We start from the raw sequence: 17,338 nt of genomic DNA on the forward strand, positions 1-17,338 counted from the left end.
GAAGCACATACCATGCAACTTGAAGGGAAACGCGTACTGCTCACCGGAGCCAGCGGCGGCATAGGGGAAGAGCTGGCGCAGGAGCTGGCGGCCCAGGGGGCCCATCTGCTGTTAAACGGACGACGAGGTCCGGCACTGGAGCGGCTGCGAAAGTCCCTGCCCCATCCGGAGCGCCACCAGGTGCTGATCGCCGATCTGGGATCGTCCCAGGAGCGGGCCAGGTTGCTGCAGCATCCCCTGCTGGAAGAGGGGATCGACGTGCTGATCAACAACGCAGGCTGCAACCAGTTTGCCTGGCTCGAGGATCAGAGCAGCGAACAGGTGGAGCGGCAGCTGCGGCTCAACATCGAGGCCCCCATCCAGCTGACCCGGACCCTGCTCCCGCAGATGCGCAAACCCGGCATCATCATGAACGTGGGGTCGAGTTTTGGCAGCATCGGCTACCCCGGCTACAGCGTCTACTGCGCCAGCAAGTTCGCCCTGCGTGGTTTTAGCGAGGCGTTGGGACGGGAGCTGGAGGGAAGCGGCATCAAGGTGCTCCACTTTGCCCCCCGCGCCACCCGCACCCGTCTCAACTCGGAGGCCGCCTTTGATCTGAATGCCGAGCTCGGCACCCACACCGACAGCCCCCAGGAGGTGGCCGAAGAGGCGGTTATCGCCCTGTGCAACGAGACTCGCCGCCGCTGGCTCGGCTGGCCGGAGCAGCTGTTCGTGCGTCTCAACGCCTTGCTGCCCGGCATCGTCGACAAGGCACTGGCCAAGCAGCTGCCCATCATCAAACGCTATGCCCGGCATCTGCCGCACGAGGCGCTGCCCCATTCCATCCCGACCAAGAAGGAGTCCTGATATGACCCGGATTGCTTGCAAATACGGCGTCCTCGCCATCCTGCTGGGGGCCGCCGGCGCCCAGGCGGCAGACGATGCCCTGATCCCCATCCAGCAGCAATGGGCCGTCTGCCAGTACCAGCAGGTCGACAAGGCCAAGGAGCGCTGCCTGGAGACCCTGAGCGGCCAGGCCGAACAGGCCAGTGCCAAGGAGCCCTTTCGCACCGATCTGCTGATCTGGTCGGCCATCGTCAAGAGCACCTGGGCCGGCGCCAAGGGCGGCCTGGGGGCGCTCGGGCTGGTGAAAGAGGCCAAGGCCAAGCTGGAGCTGGCCCTCAAGCAGGATCCCAAGGCCCTCGACGGCTCGGCTTACACCAGCCTGGGCTCCCTCTACTATCAGGTGCCCGGCTGGCCGGTCGGCTTTGGCGATGACGAAAAAGCGGAGCAGCTGCTCAAGCAGGCGATCGCCATCAACCCCGCCGGCATCGACCCCAACTTCTTCTATGGCGACTTCCTGCTCGATCAGGGGCGCAAGGCAGAAGCAAAAACCTATCTGGACAAGGCGCTGGCCGCCCCAGCCCGCCCGGGGCGCGAGCTGGCCGACGAGGGGCGCCGCAGCGAAATTCGCGAACGCCTCGCCAAGCTGTAAAAAGCCAGCCTGATCAGACAGCTATTTAAACTCTGCCCACCAGCTTGCATACTGGTGGGCAGGGTCGTTTATGTCGTAAAGCCGGGTAACCGGCTTGTTCCCTGACGTGATGGAGAGAGAGATGCGGATCCTGCTGGTAGAAGATGACGTGATGCTGGGCGATGGCATGCAGGATGCCCTGCGCCACAGCGGATACACGGTGGACTGGTTGCAACAGGGGTTGCCCGCCCTGGCGGCCCTCAAGAGCGACGAATTTGCCGCCCTCATCCTCGACCTCAACCTGCCGGACATCGACGGCCTCAGTCTGCTGCGCAAGCTGCGCCGGGAGGGGCACCAGCTGCCGGTGCTGATCCTCACCGCCCGCGATGCCCTCGACGATCGGGTGATCGGGCTGGATGCGGGCTCTGACGACTACATGGTCAAGCCCTTCGCCCTGCAGGAGCTCAACGCCCGTCTGCGCGCTCTGGTGCGCCGCAGCAAGGGGCAGGCCCAGGCGATGGTGGAGTATGGCGACATCCTCATCTATCCCGAATCCCAGCAGGTCACCTATCAGGGGGAAGCGGTCAAGCTCACTCCCCACGAGTACAAGCTGCTGCTGGAGCTGCTCAGCCAAAGCGGCCGGGTGCTGAGCAAGGAGCAGTTGCAGCAGAGCCTCTATGGCTGGGATGAAGGGGCCGAGAGCAACGCGGTGGAGGTTCACATCCACCACCTGCGCAAGAAGTTCTACAGCGACCTTATCCGCAACATCCGCGGGGTCGGCTACATCATTCCCCAGCTCGATCAGGCAGGACGGACCCAGGCACGATGAGACGCTCGAGCTCCATTCGCCGCTTTCTGCTCACCGGCATCCTGACCCTGGTGAGCGTGAGCCTCACCATCAGCACCTTCATCGGCTACATGGAGGCAAGCCACGAGATGGAGGAGCTGTTCGACGCTCGTCTTGCCCAGTCGGCCCGCATCACCAACAAGCTGCTGGCCCGCTACATGGCACAGGAGGGGCCGCTCCCCCTGGATGGCACTATCTATCAGGAGTGGGAGCAGCAAAATCCCGATGACTGGCAGAAAGACAAGAGCCTCAATATCACCGGCGAGGACAGGGAGATCACCCCCTATGGTCACGAGTTCGAACGCAACCTCTACTTTCAGCTGCTGAACGAGCAGGGAAATCTGCTGCTGAGCTCACCGAGCGCCCCGCGCCAGCCGCTGGTCACCCTGACTCGCGGCTTCGATACGGTGGAAAAGGATCACCACCATTGGCGCACCTTCACCCTCTACAACGAGGAGGAGCGAACCTGGCTGGTGGTGGCGGAGCGGGATGACGAGCGCAGCGAGCTGGCCAGCAAGATGGCGACCCTCGCCATGCTGCCGCTGCTCATCACCCTGCCCTTCCTGCTGGGGTTGCTGTGGTGGCTGATCACCCATGGCCTGGCCCCCCTGCGTCAACTGGCCCAGGCCATCAGCGAGCGCCACCCCGCCAACCTGACCCCCCTCAACCTCAAGGCGGACGCCCAGGAGCTGACGCCGCTGGTCAACGAGATAAACCGCCTGATGCAGGCGCTGGCCGAAACCCTGGAGCGGGAGAAACAGTTCACCAACGAAGCGGCCCACGAGCTGCGCACCCCGCTGGCGGTGCTCAGGATCCACAGCGAAAACGCCCTGGCGGCGGACGATGAGGAGAGCCGCCGCCAGTCGCTGCACAAGATGCTGCAGGCCCTGGATCGCAGCGATCGCCTGATCCGCCAACTGCTGACCCAGGCGCGCATCGACAACCAGCAGGAGGTCGTGCTGGTCGAACTGGAGATCGGCCACCTGCTGCAAGGTACCCTGGCAACCCTGGCCCCCATCGCCCTGCAAAAGGATCAGCAATTGTCGCTCGAGAGCGATACGCCACTGCGGGTAATGGGACAGGCCACCCTGCTTGAGCTGCTGTTTGGCAACCTCATCGACAATGCCCTGCGCTACACCCAGCCAGGTGGCGAGATCCGGGTGCAGGTGCGGCGGGAGGGAAGCCGGGTAAGAGTGGATGTGAGCGACAACGGGCCCGGCATCCCGGACCACGCCCTGTCACGACTGTGCGAGCGCTTCTATCGGGTCAATCCCCAGCAGGGGGACGGGGTCGGCCTTGGCATGGCCATCGTCTCGCGCATCGCCCAGCTGCATGGTGCCGATCTCGATGTACACAACCTGCCGGACAGGGGTCTGGAAGTGAGTCTCTGGCTGCCGCTGTCGGCCAGCGCCAAATAAATTACTCGGTAGATAAACAGAGGGGCCGCTTGCTGCGGCCCCTCTGTTTGGCTGTACATCTGTTTGGCTGCACATCGGCAGCGCAGATTTAGCGACAATCCGGCTGGCGGGTGAAGGTGCGACCTGCATCCACCGGCCCCATCTCTTCCAGCATTCGGCGCCCCAGCAGCACCGGATAGATCATCTTGCTGCGATCCCGCAGGGTAAACCAACCCTCATAGACCCGGTTCCCCACACAGACGGACATGGTCACGACCGGCCGCTTCTGTTTCTCCTTGCCCCCGGCGCCGCGCACCGTCACGTGACGTTCCACCGGCCGTTCAAACTGCCGGGATACCTGTTTGCCGCTGTCGGCATCGGTCACCCGCAGCCAGAAGCGCACCCAGGTTTTGCCATCGCGCTTGAATTGCTCCAGATCCTGGGCATCCATCGAAGAGGTGCGCGCCCCCGTATCCAGCTTCATCTTGACCGCCACGCCGGTGGGGAGGATCAGCCCCTTCTCCACCCAGCCATACCCTTCCTGCGGCGCCGCCAGTGCGCTGCCGCAAAGGGCCAATATCAGTGCCGTGCCTGCTATCCACTTGCTCATACCACAACCTCAGCCGTCTCATCTTCACAAGGTGAGGCCCAGACTTATCACACTGTCTTGCGAGGGAACATCGCTTTGTGCCGGGCGGTAGCCCAGAAGGGCGGAGGGGGATGACGAGGCGACAACCAATGTCTGGCGACGGGAAATGGCGGGGGAAGAGAAACGCCGGGTTAGCCTTGGATGAAACCATCGGCCAACCTCAGGTTGTGACGCCAAAGGCTACCACAACAGTTGGTGAAATATCAGTCTTGTTCCGGGGGGATTTTTGCCTACACTGTTGTAAACCGGAGGCCCTGAAAACCCCCGGTTTTTTTGTGCCTGCCGAAAATTTGCCACTGCAACAGTGACGCATCACTCAAGGCTCAATAAGGAATTTGCAATGCGTATCGAAGAAGACTTGAAGCTCGGTTTCAAGGATGTCCTGTTTCGCCCCAAGCGCTCTACTCTCAAGAGCCGTTCCCAAGTCAGCCTGACCCGTCAGTTCACCTTCAAGCACACCCGGACCCAATGGCAGGGGGTGCCCGTCATCGCCGCCAACATGGATACCGTCGGCAGCTTCGCCATGGCCCGCGCCCTGGCCGGTTTCGAGATGATGACGGCGGTGCACAAGCACTACAGCCTCGAGCAGTGGCAAACCTTCGTCGATGAGACCGACCCGGCTCTGCTGGGTCATGTGATGGTATCGACCGGCACCTCGGACGAGGACTTCGTCAAGACCCGCCAGATCCTCGCCATGTCAGAGGCGCTGCGCTTCATCTGCGTGGACGTGGCCAACGGCTACTCCCAGCACTTCGTCGAGTTCCTGCGCAAGATCCGTGAAGCCTGCCCGAACCACGTCATCCTGGCAGGCAACGTGGTGACCGGCGAGATGGTGGAGGAGCTGATCCTCTCCGGCGCCGACATCGTCAAGGTGGGCATTGGCCCGGGCTCTGTCTGCACCACCCGGGTCAAGACCGGCGTCGGCTATCCCCAGCTCTCCGCCATCATCGAATGTGCCGATGCGGCCCACGGCCTTGGCGGCCAGATCGTCGGCGACGGCGGCTGTACCTGCCCGGGGGATGTGGCGAAAGCCTTCGGCGGCGGCGCCGACTTCGTGATGCTGGGGGGCATGCTGGCGGCCCATGAGGAGTGCGGCGGCGAAATCATCGACGTGGATGGCGAGCCCTTCATGAAGTTCTACGGCATGAGCTCGTCGAGTGCCATGGACAAGCACGCCGGCGGCGTCGCCGAGTACCGTGCCTCCGAGGGCAAGACGGTGCTGCTGCCCTATCGCGGCCCGGTGGAGAATGCCGTGCGCGATATCCTGGGGGGCGTGCGCTCCACCTGCACTTATGTCGGAGCCAGCCAGCTCAAGGAGCTCACCAAGCGCACCACCTTTATCCGGGTGCGCGAGCAGGAGAACAACGTCTACGGCAAGGAGTGATCCGCCAGACCACCCGCAACCAGCTGACGGTTAGAAGCCAGTCCACCGGTGTGCTACCCTGCGCACCGGTTTTTTTGCATCTGGATCCCCGACATGACAAGCCCCCTGCCCCGGTTCGACTGGGATATCTTCTGCTGCGTAGTGGACAACTTCGGTGACATCGGCGTCACCTGGCGACTCGCCCGCCAGCTGGAGCAGGAGGGGCATGGTGCGGTGCGGCTCTGGGTGGACGATCTGGCCAGCTTCGCCCGCATCTGCCCGGGGCTCGACCCTGCGCGGGACGGCCAGTGGGTCGAGGGTATCCATATCCAGCACTGGCATAAAACCCTGCCCGCCGACACGACTCCGGCCAGGGTCGTCATCGAGGCCTTTGCCTGCGAACTGCCCGCCCCCTTTATCGAACGCATGGCCGAGCAGGGCCCGCCCCCCTGCTGGATCAATCTGGAATATCTCTCGGCCGAGAGTTGGGTCGAGGATTGCCACGGCCTCGCCTCCCCCCAGCGAGTGGGCAGCCGGAGCCTCGACAAATACTTCTTCTTCCCGGGCTTTAGCGCCAGAACCGGCGGCCTGCTCTGCGAGCGTGCGCTGCTGGCCGAGCGGGATCGCTGGCAACAGGATGACGCTGGCCTTGCCGCCTACTGGGCGAGCCTGGGCCTGCCGCCCAAACAAGAGAACGAGCTGCGGGTCAGCCTCTTTACCTACGAGAGCGAGGCGCTGACAAGCCTGGTCGAAAGCTGGTGCCAGAGCGCCACGCCGGTCACCTTGCTGCTGCCGCTGGGGCGCTCATTGCACGACGTGCTGCGTGGCGCAGGTTTGGAAGATGCCATCCCTACGGCCAGGGCGGGCGATCTGCTCCATTCTGGCAACCTCGCCATCAAGCTGCTGCCGATGACGGATCAGGCCGGCTACGATCGGCTGCTGTGGAGCTGCGATCTCAATCTGGTGCGCGGGGAAGACTCCTTCGTGCGCGCCCAGTGGGCCGCCCGCCCCTTCCTGTGGCACATCTACCAACAGGAGGAAGAGGCCCATCTGATCAAGCTGGCGCACTTCCTCGATCACTATCTGGCAGACTTGCCCGCCGAGTGCGGCCAGTGGCTGCGCGACGTCAATCTCGCCCTCAATCGGGGCGAGGATTGCCGCGCACTCTGGGCCCACTGGCCACGATATAGCGCCATTTGGCAGCAACATGGGCGAAGCTGGTCACAGAAGTTGCAGCACGATGGGGATCTCGTCACACGATTGGTGAAATTTCTGGAAAGCCGTATATAATCTGGCAGTTTTTATCCGTCCGTTTCACGAACAGGAATTTTTTACATGAAAACCGCACAGGAAATCCGCGCTGGTAACGTAGTCATGATCGGCAGCGAGCCGATGGTGGTCCAGAAGGCTGAATTCAACAAATCCGGCCGTAACTCCGCCGTGGTCAAAATGAAGCTGAAGGGTCTGCTGAACGGCAGCGCCACCGAGACCGTCTTCAAGGCCGATGACAAGCTGGACGTGGTTCAGCTGGAACGTAAAGAGTGCACCTACTCCTACTTCTCCGACCCCCTGTATGTCTTTATGGACACCGAGTACAACCAGTACGACGTAGAGAAAGACAACCTGGGTGACGTGCTGAACTACCTGGTAGACGGCATGGAAGACATCTGCGAAGTGACTTTCTACAACGAGAAAGCCATCTCCGTAGAACTGCCGACCACCATCGTTCGCGAAGTGGAATACACCGAGCCGGCTGCCCGTGGCGACACCTCCGGTAAAGTGACCAAGCCTGCCCGTCTGAAAGGCACTACCTACGAGCTGTCTGTGGCAGCCTTCGTAGAGATCGGTGACAAGATCGAAATCGATACCCGCACCGGTGAATTCAAGCGTCGCGTCAACTAAGTTGACCCCTTGAACAGGATGCAAAAAAGCGAGCCACCGGCTCGCTTTTTTATTGCCCCTTGCTCGCACCTTCAGAAAATGACGCCGTGGCCGCTAACCCAGATAACCGGGGGAGCACACTATGGCCAGATTATCCTTATCACTGCTGTTACTGACGATGCTGGCCAGCCATGGCGCGCAAGCCATCGAGGTCGCGCCGCCCGCCCCCGTCGATCACTGGCAGGAGAGCGACTGGCAAGGGCTGCCCGATGTCACCCGCATCGACAAGCAGACGGTGCTGTTCGCCAAGCACGACAGCGAAAACTATCTGGGGCTCGCCATCTTGCTGCCGGACTGGCAACGCAGCGGCCAGCTATGGCAACTCACCCGGGATCTTCGCCTGCTGGGCTTCGATACCCTGCTGCTGCTCCCCTCTCCAGAACAGGCCGAGCTAGACCCGGCCGCCGAGAAGAAAGCGAAAAACAGCGACGCCTTTCGCAAACAGTTTGCCGAGCGGATCAGCAAGCTGGCCGAGGCCAAGCTGCAGGATGGCGGCTTCAAGCTGATATTGGCCCAGGGCACAGGGGCTGCCTGGACCACCAACCTCATCGCCAGCGAGCAGTTGCCCGCCCCCGATGCGCTGGTACTGCTTGACGGCTTCTTCCCCGATCAACAGAGCAACCAGACCCTGGCCAAGCAGGTGGCCCAGGCCACCATCCCCACCCTGGACCTCTATCAGGAAGAGGGCGGCAGATGGCCGCAGCTCGCAGCGGCAGAGCGCCTGAGCGAGACCCGTCGCAGCCACAAGCTCAACTATCGCCCCTACGCCCTGATGGAACTGGCGGAGACGCCAACCCGCATTCAGGGCTGGCTCAACCACCTGGGCTGGCTCTGACCCAGCCCTGCCCCTGCACGCCAAAGCGCGGGCACGGTCACATCTGCCGCAGAAAGCCCCCCTTCGCGCCCCGCGACACTGGCTCTGGCTGCATCCTCTTTGGCATCATGACCGTTCGGCCCCGTTCATGGCAGGAAGGACCATGCAGCAGATTGTGTTTCTCGACAGCGATACCCTGGATGCAGGCATCACCCTGCACCATCCCGACTTCCCCCATCACTGGCAGAGCTATCCGAGTACGACGCCAGAGCAGGTGGTCGAGCGGCTCCAGGACGCCAGCATCGCCATCATCAACAAGGTGCGCATCGGGGACGGGGAGCTGGCCAAGCTGCCCCAACTCAAGCTCATCGCGCTGGCCGCCACCGGCAGCGACAACGTGGATCTGGAGGCCTGCCGCGCCGCCGGTGTCGGCGTGTGCAACATCCGCAACTACTCGGGCCCCTCGGTGCCGGAACACGCCATGGCACTGATGCTGGCCCTGTCGCGCAACCTGTTTGCCTGGCGCCAGTCGCTGCTGGAGGGACGCTGGCAACAGAGCGGCCAGTTCTGCTTCTTCGATCACCCCATTGCGGATCTGCACGGCAAGCGACTTGGCATCATCGGCAAGGGAACGCTCGGCCAAGCACTGGGCGAGCGGGCAAAAGGAATAGGCATGGAGGTGCGTTACGCCCAGAGCCAGATCGGAGGCAACGCGGATGACGACCGGCTGCCGCTGGATGACCTGCTGCAAAGCTCGGATGTGGTGAGCCTGCACTGCCCGCTCACCCCCTATACCCGCAACCTCATCGGCGAGCGTGAACTGGGGCTGATGAAACCGGGCGCCTTGCTGATCAACGTGGGACGCGGCGGTCTGGTGGATGAAGCCGCCCTGCTGCGGGCGCTGGCCAACGGCCGCCTCGGCGGCGCCGGATTCGATGTGGCGAGCGTCGAGCCGCCGCCTCCCGATCACCCCCTGATGCAGGCCCTGCAATATCCCAACTTCATCCTGACCCCCCATGTGGCCTGGGCCAGCGAAGAGTCGATGCAGCGCCTCGCGGATCAGCTGATTGACAACATCAATGCCTTCGCCGCCGGGCGGCGCCAACACCGGCTGGTATGAGCCAGAAACAGAAACGGGGCCTGCAGGCCCCGTCTTCATTCACACGCCCCGGATGGCATCAATCATCGTCGTCATCGTGCCATCTGTGTTTCTTGTGCTTCTTGTGTTTCTTGTAGTAGTGGCGGTGATGATGGTGATCATCGTCGTAATAACGGTCCCGGCTCTTGTGGCCATCCCCCGTCTTGGCACCGATGGCCGAGCCACTGGCACCGCCCACCCCGGCCCCGATCAGCCGACCGGTATCACCGCCGACACTCTTGCCGATGGCGGCGCCACCGAGCGCGCCGACGGCACCGCCGAGAGCGGCTTCATTCTTGTTGCCTCTGTTGGCTGTTGCGGCACCACCGGCCGCACCGCCAATGGCGGCCCCCACCAGTGCCCCGGTGTCGCCACCGAGCTCCTTGCCGATCATGGTGCCCGCCACGCCGCCGGCACCACCCCCCAGGATGGTGTTGAGCGTCTCGGAGGCGTGTGCCACCGAACTTCCCAACAACAAGCCACCCAACAGAGCCAGGGCACTCAGGCCACGTTTGTTCATCCCCATGGATACTCCTGTCAACGCTGATTAATTTTCCCGAACTATACGATTTACGACAGGATGTGCCAGTGTCGCAGGAGAGCGACAGATACCTCTCTTGCACTGGATAATGAGTTTATAATTTATTGAATTTAAATAAAAAAATAACTTTATCAGAAAGCTGGCAAGAGGTTGGGGGCAAGGTCCTCCGACAGGCAGGGAGCATTTAGCCATCATCGCTCGGACAGAATTTGTCAGCACTATCCGCGTTACTCTGCTCATTTTGGATCTGTGCTGGCAGGAACCAGCGATCACGCCCCAGCCGCTTGCTCTGGTAGAGGTACTCATCGGCCCGCTCGAACAGGTTGTGGCGCTCCTCCGGATAGTGGACTCCCCCCGCGCTCAAGGTGACGACGATCCGCTTCTCGCGCCACTGCTGGTTGCGCACCCGAATGAAGAGCTGCCGCAATCTCTCCTCCAGATCGGCCCGCTCCATGGTCAGCAAGGCGGCAAACTCGTCCCCGCCAAAGCGATAGACATTCCCCTCGCCCAACTGTTCGGCCAGCAGAGCCGCGATCCGGCGCAGCACCTGATCGCCGCAGGCATGACCATGGGAGTCGTTGATGTTCTTGAAAAAATCCACATCGAGCAGGAGCAGCCAATGAGGCTGCCCCTCTTTTAGCAAGGCTTGTTGCCTGGCATCGAACGCCCGACGGTTCATGATCCCGTTGAGAGGGTCGTGGTGCAGGGCATCCTGTCCGCGCAGCAGATTGGCCCTGACCAGATCCACCTTGGAGAGGCTGTCATCGACAAACCAGGTCTTGTGACCGGGGAAGCGCCGGCCACTTTTGACATCCCGGGAGATCTCGCTGAGGGAGCCGGCCACCAGACGCTGCTCCAGCCGGAAGATCCTGACCAGCACGAGCAGACTCAGCAGCCAGATGACGGCAAGCAGCAGCTGGGGCAACACCAGCATCCGCAGATCTTCCCCGAGGATGGCGCGAAAGAGGGGCGCGGAGAGATAGATATGCAGATCCCATCCTATGTCCTGCAAGGGATGAGTGAGATGCACCCCGTTGCCAAGCACGCCGAAGCCCGGCCAGCTCCAGATACCCTCGGGCCTCTCCCCGCGCCGGGCAAGCAAGTCGAGGTTGCTGGCAACAATGACATCATCACCGCCGGCAGGAGTCAGATAGATGGCCACCGCCTGCTCATCGCCCAGGGAGTTTTGCAGCGCCCGCTGCAGGGATGCGAACTGCATGTCGACCATCAGCAGTCCCAGCAGGCGATCCTCCTTGTCCATGACCCGTTTGACCAGAGTGAGGGTCTGGACTCTGGTGTCATATTCCGGATAGGGGCCCAGCCATAATGGCTCTTCCCCGGCCTGGGTGACTGCGGCATACCAGGGTCGCTCGGTGGCCTTGAATTGCGGCGGACGCTCCCAGGCGGGATAGGTATCGATGCGATCATGGCGCAGGTTATAGAAATAGATGAAGTGATCATCGGGCTGGATCCGGTGCGCTATGGTCCAGTAAGGGTTCAGGGCCGACTCGCCACGGGCGATCGCCTCCCTGTCCAGCGAATCGTCGAGCACCGTAATCTGGCGCTCACTGACCTGTATCATCTCATGGATCAGGGTGGCTTCGATGGAGGCGGCGATGCGGTCATAGCTGGCGATCGTCCTGTCGATATCGCGCAGCAATCCCTGCACGCCCAATGTCAATGTCGTGATGAGCACCAGGCCACCCAGCAGCAGGGTCATGGGTACCAGCAGGTAATACCGTTTGCAGGGAAGAGCGGGACTCACGCATGTACCTCTGGATGACCATGGAGAGGCCCTCATTCTAAAAGCAATAAATACTATCAATCATTGACCGGCATCAGCATTCCACCCTAAATAACAGTGAAATCAACAGTTGCCTAACGCGATGATTATTCTATGCTTTTATGGATTCTTTCGCAGCCATACCCATACACCGCCATGGCCCAAGTCGCCATCAGGAGTCTCTCATGGAAGAGATAAAACCCTCGTACATAGACGCACTCCGCGCCCCTCCCTCCGCCTTCTTGTGTATGGCCACCCTGATATGCCTCTTTTCACTGGCCGGGATCTTCACCCGTCCTCCCGACATGCTGGCCGCCTTCTGGCCCGCCAACGCAGTGTTCCTCGGCATCATGATCCGCTACCCCATTCTGGCCTCACCCGCTGGCTGGCTGGGCGGAATAGCCGGTTATCTGCTGGCGGCCCTCTTCACCGATGACTCGCTGCTGAAAACCGGCCTGCTGACCCTGGGCAACCTGGTGGGCGTCGGGGTCGGCTATCTGCTCTACCGGCGACTGGGCAAGGATAATGTGCGCCTCAGGCACCCCAACGCCATCGTTTACCTGCTGCTGATCAGCATTGCCGCCTCATTTGCCGCCGGACTGGTCGGCGCCCTGATCAACCCCATCCTGTTCAATGGCCGCTCGCTGCACGGACTGGGTTTCTGGTTTGCAAGTGAACTGGTCAACTACATGGCCCTGCTGCCGGTGCTCCTGACGCTGCCCCATGCCGGCGCGATACGAACCTGGTTCAAGGCACTGTGGCTGCCGCACGTCTCCTGGGCAAGAGTGCTGCCCTTGCTGATGTTTATCTGCTCCCTGTTGCTGGCGGAGATCGTCTCGGGTCCGGGCTCCCTCGCCTTCCCGGTTCCTGCCCTGCTGTGGTGCGCCGTCAGCTATTCGCTCTTTACCACCACCCTGCTGTCGCTCAGCTTTACAACCCTGACCCTGCTTGCCATCTCCAGCGGTTATCTCGTCATCAACCACGACGCCCAGACCCAGTACTGGATGTTCTCGGTGCGGATCGGGATCATGCTGATCGGCCTCACCCCTCTCACGGCAGCCAGCATCATGGCGACCCGCAACACCCTGCTGCGTCAGATGGAGTATATGGCCCACCACGATCACCTGACCGGCGCCCTCAATCGCGCAGGCTTCTGGCCGAGCGCCCAACAAATGCTGGCGCAGCTGGATCAGCAACATAAACCGGTCGCCGTCTGCATGCTGGATCTGGACAACTTCAAGCAACTCAATGACAACCACGGCCATGAGGCGGGGGATCGTGCGCTCAAGGCATTCACCATGGCCATCAGCCAGGGGATGCCCGGCAGCACTCTGCTCGGACGGCTCGGTGGCGAAGAGTTTGCACTGCTACTGCCCGATGTGCCGCCGTCCCAGGCCTGGGAGCTGGTCGATCGGCTGCGAAGCGAGGTGGCGCAGTTGCAAGTCATTGACGAGGCCATGCGCCCCGTCACGATCACGGTCAGCATAGGGCTCGCCTATCGGGAGCCCGGCCATCTCAACCTGGAACAACTGCTCTCCCACGCCGATGCGGCGCTCTATCGCGCCAAGCACAACGGCCGCAACCGGGTAGAGTGGTATCAGGACACGACCTGCAGTCAGGAGTATGGCCGCTGAGCCGGGCAAAACCCGGCACCCCCGCAGGTAATATCGCGTGTTGGGAAGCGCGAAGCTCATGAGCTCTCCGCAAACTTCAACCAAAGAAGCTTGTTGCGAGCGCGGCAAAAGACATCCATCACTGGCCGACATCAGGAACTCCATCCAAACAACAGGGTGACAAAGTCTCCCACACCGCGGACAGCCATCACTCAACAGGCGATCCTTCTGCCCGCCCCGTTCGCCGGGGGGGTTTATGACCGCTCAGGTCAACAACGTCAGCTGCAGGCCGTCATCTGCCTCCACCATGCTCACCTGACGCCAATCCTGGATCAGCGCACTGACGCCGTGCTCCAGCCACTGTCTCCCTCCCACCTGTACCACGGTGCAACCGGCCCGCAGGGCACTGGTGATGCCAGCCGGTGCATCCTCAAATACCAGGCAATCAGCGGCCGCCACTCCCAGCCGCTCTGCCGCAAGCAGATAGGGCTCGGGATCCGGTTTGCCGTTTACCACATCGTCAGCCCCCACCAGCAGGGTGGGCAACGCCAAGCCGGCGCTCAGCAGCCGATGACGGGCCACCCGCTGGCTGGCCGAGGTCACCAGCGCCCAGCGCTCAGTCGGCAGGCTTGCCAGCAGGGTACGGGCGCCGGAAAGGGCCTCAGCCTGGCCGGTGTGATGGATCTCCAACTCATCGAGCAGGGCCACCTCCTGCGCCAGGTCCAGCTGCGGGACCAGGGTGCGGATCACCTCCCGCGAGCGCACCCCGTGACAGATGGCCAGTACGGGCTCGGGAGCCAGCCGGTGGCGGCGGCACCAGAGCCGCCACACCGTCTCTACCTCACCGGTGGAGTGCACCAGGGTGCCATCCATGTCCAGCAGCAGGGCAGCGGCCCGCAGGGTTAGCCTGCTCATGACAAAACGCCTGCCACGGCGGGTTCGGCCCCCGCCAGGATATCGCCGAAGGCCCGCTGCTGGGCGGCTCGCTCGTAGCAGGCGAGGGCCTGCTCGGCGTTGCTTGCCCAGACTTGCAGGGGACCAACCGCAAAACCCTGTTGCAGCAGACTCGTCAAGAGCTCTCCCGTTTCGGGGGCAGCCAGTGGCTGTGCCATCACCAGGGATCCCTTGATTAAGAACAGATAGCGTTTGCTAGACATGGCGTGACTCCTTGTGTGCCGGACGGGCAACAGGCCCGCCGCACATCCATTACAGCAAGGAGGTGTGATAATTTATAATCAATAAATCGCCATATTGGATAACCAACTGGAATGAAATTCGACTTGAGGCAACTGCAGGCTTTCGTGATGCTGGCAAAGACTGCCAACTACCGGGAGGCCGCCAACCGGCTCTTCATCACCCAGCCGGCCCTCACCAAGCAGATCCAGGGGCTGGAACAGGCCCTTGGCTGCACCCTGTTCCACCGGGGCAGGCACGGCGCCGAGCTGACCTCTCTCGGCGCCCAGTTGCTTACCCAGGCCAACGCCCTGGTCGAACACGGCAAGGGATTCGAGCGCCATGCCCTGGCGCTGGCGAGCGGCATCGCCGGGCGACTCAAGATAGGTTTCGGACTGTCCAGCTTCGCGCTGGCCCCCTCGCTGGTGGCCCGCTTCAGGCAGCTGGTTCCCGAGGTGATGGTCCATCTGCAGGACATGCCTTCCGCCATTCAGCACCAACAGCTGCTCTGTGGCCAACTGCAACTGGGCTTCATGCGTCGGCCCCAGGCACCGCAACTGCAGGAACACAGGTTGTTGACCGACCGGTTGGTGCTGGCCGTTCCCACCCGGGTCACGGGATCGGATCCGGCCACTTTCGACGTCGAACGGGCTCTGACCAGCCAACCGTTGTTGCAGATGGTCGGCCATCGCTGCCCCGGCCTTAGCCAGCAGATCGCCAGTTTCCTCGGCGCCAACCGGCTGACCGGCATGATCCAGGAGACGGAAGATGTCCAGACCCTGGTCGCCCTGGTCTCCGCCGGCATCGGCAACGCCATACTGCCGCGCAGCGTCAGCTTCATTGCAGGCCCGGATGTGACCCTCTACCCCCTCTCGGGTCCCTATTCGGAGTGGGAAATCAGTCTGGTGTGGAACCCGGAATTTGCCGATCCCATCCGGGATCGCTTCCTGCAACTGGTTCTGGAGGCCCACCCGACTGTCTGCGCCGCAACCGGACGATAAGCCGGACTCATCTTTTGCCTTGCCACTGAGGGAGGCATAAGATGGGGCAGCAAGTACCCAGTCAACATATGAAGGGAGATCAACATGATAAAAACGGTTATTGCGCTACTACCCGTTCTGCTGCTGGCCGGCTGCGCCACCGAGAAAGCGCCTGCCCCGGTCGGCATGGCCAATCCGGCCTCGGTCTACTGCGCTGAGCAGGGAGGCAAGGTCATCATCAAGCAGGAAGCCGATGGCGCCGTGGGATACTGCCATCTGCCGGATGGCCAGGTGGTCGAGGAGTGGACCCTCTATCGCGCGGCTCATCCGTAATCTTGCAGCAACGACAGGCCTGATACACAAGGGGGTCGGTTCACCAGAACCGACCCCCTTGTCGTTGTGGCCATGTTGGCGATAACTGCCCCGACCTATCTATTGCCAATCTGTCTCAGACCAGGCCCAGCGCGTAGCGCAGCGCCATCTCCTTGAGCGGCCCCGCCTTGTCCGCCACATTGAGGGCCAGGTTGCGGGCCAGCTTGAGCGGGCCTATCTCATTGCTGAATGCGCCGTAGAAGAGATCCATCCCCGACTGCATCAGCAGGTTGTCCGGGCGTCGGCGCCTTTCATAGCGGGTCGCCAGCTCGGGCTTGTGCCACCCGGTACCGGCACTGTGCAACAAATCCGCCCAGCAGGCGACATCCTTGAAGCCGAGGTTGACCCCCTGCCCCGCCAGCGGGTTGATGGTGTGGGCGGCATCGCCAAGCAACACCACCCGCCCGGCGTGATAGTCGTTGGCGTGGCGACGCACCAGCGGGAAGCTCCCCTTGCCGGTTACGGTAAAACCACCGAGGCGAGCCGGGAAGTGGCGACGCACCTCGGCCGCCAGCGCCTCGTTGCTCATGGCACCGAGGGCCCGAATGCGGGCCGGGCTGTCATACCATACCAGGGAGCCATGCCGGCCGGGCAGCGGCAAGAAAGCGCGCGGACCGCTCGGGGTAAACTGCTGCCAGGTGATGTCCTCTTGCGCGAACTCGGTATCGATATTGATCAGCATGCAGTGCTGGCGATACTCGAATCGCGACACGCCGATGCCGGCCAGTTTGCGAGTATGGGATTCCGCGCCGTCACAGGCCAGCACCCAGCGCGCCGAGAGCATCGTTTCATCGTCCAGCTGCAGCATCACATCGTCGGTACTCTGGCGCAGGCTCAGCACCGCCGCCGGGGTATGGGTCTGGATATTGGGAAAATCCTCCATCCGTTTGAGCAGCGCCAACTGCACCAGCCGGTTTTCGATGATGTAGCCCAGCTGGGGCAGGCCGAGGTCGGCCGCGTTGAAGCGGGTGGCAAAGCCGTCCAGCTCCCAGGTCTCCAGCCGGCGATAGGGGCACAGCCGCATCTGCTGCAGGTATTGCCAGGCGCCGGCTTGCTCCAGCAGCGCCACCGAGGCCTGGCTGATGGCGGAGACCCGCAGATCCAGCGGCTGCGCCGGGTCGTAGGATTCCGGCAGCCGGGTCTCGATGACCCGCACCGAGAGGCCCTGGGCCGCCAGCAGGCAGGCGGTGGCGGCGCCCACCATGCCGGCACCGACGATGGCAATATCACAGTGTTCCATAACGTTGTTCCTGAAGAGGGGTGGCCCGACGATG

Annotated in this window: 18 protein-coding genes; 12 read left to right on the forward strand and 6 right to left on the reverse strand. The window is 62.4% G+C overall.

The window, feature by feature from the left end; translation table 11 throughout:
* The first annotated feature begins 12 nt into the window (after positions 1–12).
* The 4 genes from ACB034_RS13545 to ACB034_RS13560 all read left to right on the forward strand — a co-directional run bounded on the left by ACB034_RS13545 (position 13) and on the right by ACB034_RS13560 (position 3,718).
* Positions 13–846: an SDR family oxidoreductase gene (locus ACB034_RS13545; RefSeq protein ID WP_371173031.1), complete on the forward strand. Its 834-nt coding sequence runs from the start codon at positions 13–15 to the stop codon at positions 844–846.
* A 1-nt stretch (position 847) separates the two neighbouring features.
* On the forward strand, positions 848–1,474 hold the full coding sequence (locus ACB034_RS13550; RefSeq protein ID WP_371173032.1) for a tetratricopeptide repeat protein: 627 nt from the start codon (positions 848–850) through the stop codon (positions 1,472–1,474).
* 121 nt (positions 1,475–1,595) lie between these two features.
* Entirely contained in the window at positions 1,596–2,282 is a 687-nt protein-coding gene (locus tag ACB034_RS13555) for a response regulator (RefSeq protein ID WP_026457848.1), read from the forward strand.
* Positions 2,279–3,718: an ATP-binding protein gene (locus ACB034_RS13560; RefSeq protein WP_371173033.1), complete on the forward strand. Its 1,440-nt coding sequence runs from the start codon at positions 2,279–2,281 to the stop codon at positions 3,716–3,718. The genes ACB034_RS13555 and ACB034_RS13560 overlap by 4 nt, the downstream gene beginning before the upstream one ends.
* 88 nt (positions 3,719–3,806) lie before the next feature.
* Here the strand turns inward: ACB034_RS13560 and ACB034_RS13565 are convergent, their stop codons facing one another.
* Positions 3,807–4,307, reverse strand: a complete 501-nt coding sequence (locus ACB034_RS13565) for an ATP-dependent zinc protease (protein ID WP_371173034.1) — start codon at positions 4,305–4,307, stop codon at positions 3,807–3,809.
* Positions 4,308–4,686: 379 nt separating this feature from the next.
* On the opposite strand from ACB034_RS13565, the gene ACB034_RS13570 reads away from it, so the two are divergent.
* The 5 genes from ACB034_RS13570 to ACB034_RS13590 all read left to right on the forward strand — a co-directional run bounded on the left by ACB034_RS13570 (position 4,687) and on the right by ACB034_RS13590 (position 9,584).
* On the forward strand, positions 4,687–5,730 hold the full coding sequence (locus ACB034_RS13570) for a GMP reductase (RefSeq protein WP_201976839.1): 1,044 nt from the start codon (positions 4,687–4,689) through the stop codon (positions 5,728–5,730).
* Between the two features lie 93 nt (positions 5,731–5,823).
* Positions 5,824–6,999 (forward strand): elongation factor P maturation arginine rhamnosyltransferase EarP, encoded by a 1,176-nt coding sequence (earP, locus tag ACB034_RS13575; protein WP_371173035.1) that lies wholly within the window; start codon positions 5,824–5,826, stop codon positions 6,997–6,999.
* Between the two features lie 45 nt (positions 7,000–7,044).
* The gene (gene efp, locus ACB034_RS13580) at positions 7,045–7,611 is read left to right on the forward strand and encodes an elongation factor P (protein WP_026457209.1); all 567 of its coding nucleotides are present in this window, start codon (positions 7,045–7,047) and stop codon (positions 7,609–7,611) included.
* Positions 7,612–7,732: 121 nt separating this feature from the next.
* On the forward strand, positions 7,733–8,485 hold the full coding sequence (locus ACB034_RS13585; protein WP_124239546.1) for a DUF3530 family protein: 753 nt from the start codon (positions 7,733–7,735) through the stop codon (positions 8,483–8,485).
* Between the two features lie 142 nt (positions 8,486–8,627).
* On the forward strand, positions 8,628–9,584 hold the full coding sequence (locus ACB034_RS13590) for a D-2-hydroxyacid dehydrogenase (RefSeq protein WP_371173036.1): 957 nt from the start codon (positions 8,628–8,630) through the stop codon (positions 9,582–9,584).
* A 58-nt stretch (positions 9,585–9,642) separates the two neighbouring features.
* Here ACB034_RS13590 and ACB034_RS13595 read toward each other — a convergent pair whose 3' ends face one another.
* Both ACB034_RS13595 and ACB034_RS13600 read right to left on the reverse strand, forming a co-directional pair.
* Positions 9,643–10,128, reverse strand: a complete 486-nt coding sequence (locus ACB034_RS13595; RefSeq protein WP_342010352.1) for a glycine zipper domain-containing protein — start codon at positions 10,126–10,128, stop codon at positions 9,643–9,645.
* A 199-nt stretch (positions 10,129–10,327) separates the two neighbouring features.
* Positions 10,328–11,908, reverse strand: a complete 1,581-nt coding sequence (locus tag ACB034_RS13600) for a diguanylate cyclase domain-containing protein (protein ID WP_371173037.1) — start codon at positions 11,906–11,908, stop codon at positions 10,328–10,330.
* 203 nt (positions 11,909–12,111) lie between these two features.
* Between ACB034_RS13600 and ACB034_RS13605 the strand changes: the two genes are divergently transcribed.
* Complete coding sequence (locus tag ACB034_RS13605) at positions 12,112–13,560, forward strand: diguanylate cyclase (protein WP_371173038.1); 1,449 nt, start codon at positions 12,112–12,114, stop codon at positions 13,558–13,560.
* 243 nt (positions 13,561–13,803) lie between these two features.
* On the opposite strand, the gene ACB034_RS13610 is transcribed toward ACB034_RS13605, so the two are convergent.
* Together ACB034_RS13610 and ACB034_RS13615 are read right to left on the reverse strand one after the other, a co-directional pair.
* Positions 13,804–14,454 carry an HAD-IA family hydrolase gene (locus ACB034_RS13610; RefSeq protein WP_223380072.1) on the reverse strand — a complete coding sequence of 217 codons (651 nt, stop codon included), beginning with the start codon at positions 14,452–14,454 and terminating at the stop codon, positions 13,804–13,806.
* A complete protein-coding gene (locus tag ACB034_RS13615; RefSeq protein ID WP_223380071.1) occupies positions 14,451–14,696 on the reverse strand; it encodes a hypothetical protein in 246 nt (81 codons plus the stop codon). The genes ACB034_RS13610 and ACB034_RS13615 overlap by 4 nt, the downstream gene beginning before the upstream one ends.
* 111 nt (positions 14,697–14,807) lie before the next feature.
* Between ACB034_RS13615 and ACB034_RS13620 the strand changes: the two genes are divergently transcribed.
* Together ACB034_RS13620 and ACB034_RS13625 are read left to right on the forward strand one after the other, a co-directional pair.
* The gene (locus tag ACB034_RS13620; RefSeq protein ID WP_042025706.1) at positions 14,808–15,713 is read left to right on the forward strand and encodes a LysR family transcriptional regulator; all 906 of its coding nucleotides are present in this window, start codon (positions 14,808–14,810) and stop codon (positions 15,711–15,713) included.
* Between the two features lie 84 nt (positions 15,714–15,797).
* Entirely contained in the window at positions 15,798–16,025 is a 228-nt protein-coding gene (locus ACB034_RS13625) for a DUF333 domain-containing protein (protein WP_042025707.1), read from the forward strand.
* Positions 16,026–16,140: 115 nt separating this feature from the next.
* Here the strand turns inward: ACB034_RS13625 and ACB034_RS13630 are convergent, their stop codons facing one another.
* Positions 16,141–17,304: an FAD-dependent oxidoreductase gene (locus ACB034_RS13630; RefSeq protein WP_042025708.1), complete on the reverse strand. Its 1,164-nt coding sequence runs from the start codon at positions 17,302–17,304 to the stop codon at positions 16,141–16,143.
* Positions 17,305–17,338: the final 34 nt, after the last annotated feature.

The organism is Aeromonas sp. S18(2024), from assembly GCF_041402525.1.
Taxonomy (GTDB): Bacteria; Pseudomonadota; Gammaproteobacteria; order Enterobacterales; family Aeromonadaceae; genus Aeromonas; species Aeromonas enteropelogenes.

Coding starts and splice junctions, on each gene's coding strand:
- ACB034_RS13545 (WP_371173031.1), top strand. CDS start 13: ATGCAACTTGAAGGGAAACGCGTACTGCTCACCGGAGCCAGCGGCGGC.
- ACB034_RS13550 (WP_371173032.1), top strand. CDS start 848: ATGACCCGGATTGCTTGCAAATACGGCGTCCTCGCCATCCTGCTGGGG.
- ACB034_RS13555 (WP_026457848.1), top strand. CDS start 1,596: ATGCGGATCCTGCTGGTAGAAGATGACGTGATGCTGGGCGATGGCATG.
- ACB034_RS13560 (WP_371173033.1), top strand. CDS start 2,279: ATGAGACGCTCGAGCTCCATTCGCCGCTTTCTGCTCACCGGCATCCTG.
- ACB034_RS13565 (WP_371173034.1), bottom strand. CDS start 4,307: ATGAGCAAGTGGATAGCAGGCACGGCACTGATATTGGCCCTTTGCGGC.
- ACB034_RS13570 (WP_201976839.1), top strand. CDS start 4,687: ATGCGTATCGAAGAAGACTTGAAGCTCGGTTTCAAGGATGTCCTGTTT.
- earP (WP_371173035.1), top strand. CDS start 5,824: ATGACAAGCCCCCTGCCCCGGTTCGACTGGGATATCTTCTGCTGCGTA.
- efp (WP_026457209.1), top strand. CDS start 7,045: ATGAAAACCGCACAGGAAATCCGCGCTGGTAACGTAGTCATGATCGGC.
- ACB034_RS13585 (WP_124239546.1), top strand. CDS start 7,733: ATGGCCAGATTATCCTTATCACTGCTGTTACTGACGATGCTGGCCAGC.
- ACB034_RS13590 (WP_371173036.1), top strand. CDS start 8,628: ATGCAGCAGATTGTGTTTCTCGACAGCGATACCCTGGATGCAGGCATC.
- ACB034_RS13595 (WP_342010352.1), bottom strand. CDS start 10,128: ATGGGGATGAACAAACGTGGCCTGAGTGCCCTGGCTCTGTTGGGTGGC.
- ACB034_RS13605 (WP_371173038.1), top strand. CDS start 12,112: ATGGAAGAGATAAAACCCTCGTACATAGACGCACTCCGCGCCCCTCCC.
- ACB034_RS13610 (WP_223380072.1), bottom strand. CDS start 14,454: ATGAGCAGGCTAACCCTGCGGGCCGCTGCCCTGCTGCTGGACATGGAT.
- ACB034_RS13615 (WP_223380071.1), bottom strand. CDS start 14,696: ATGTCTAGCAAACGCTATCTGTTCTTAATCAAGGGATCCCTGGTGATG.
- ACB034_RS13620 (WP_042025706.1), top strand. CDS start 14,808: ATGAAATTCGACTTGAGGCAACTGCAGGCTTTCGTGATGCTGGCAAAG.
- ACB034_RS13625 (WP_042025707.1), top strand. CDS start 15,798: ATGATAAAAACGGTTATTGCGCTACTACCCGTTCTGCTGCTGGCCGGC.
- ACB034_RS13630 (WP_042025708.1), bottom strand. CDS start 17,304: ATGGAACACTGTGATATTGCCATCGTCGGTGCCGGCATGGTGGGCGCC.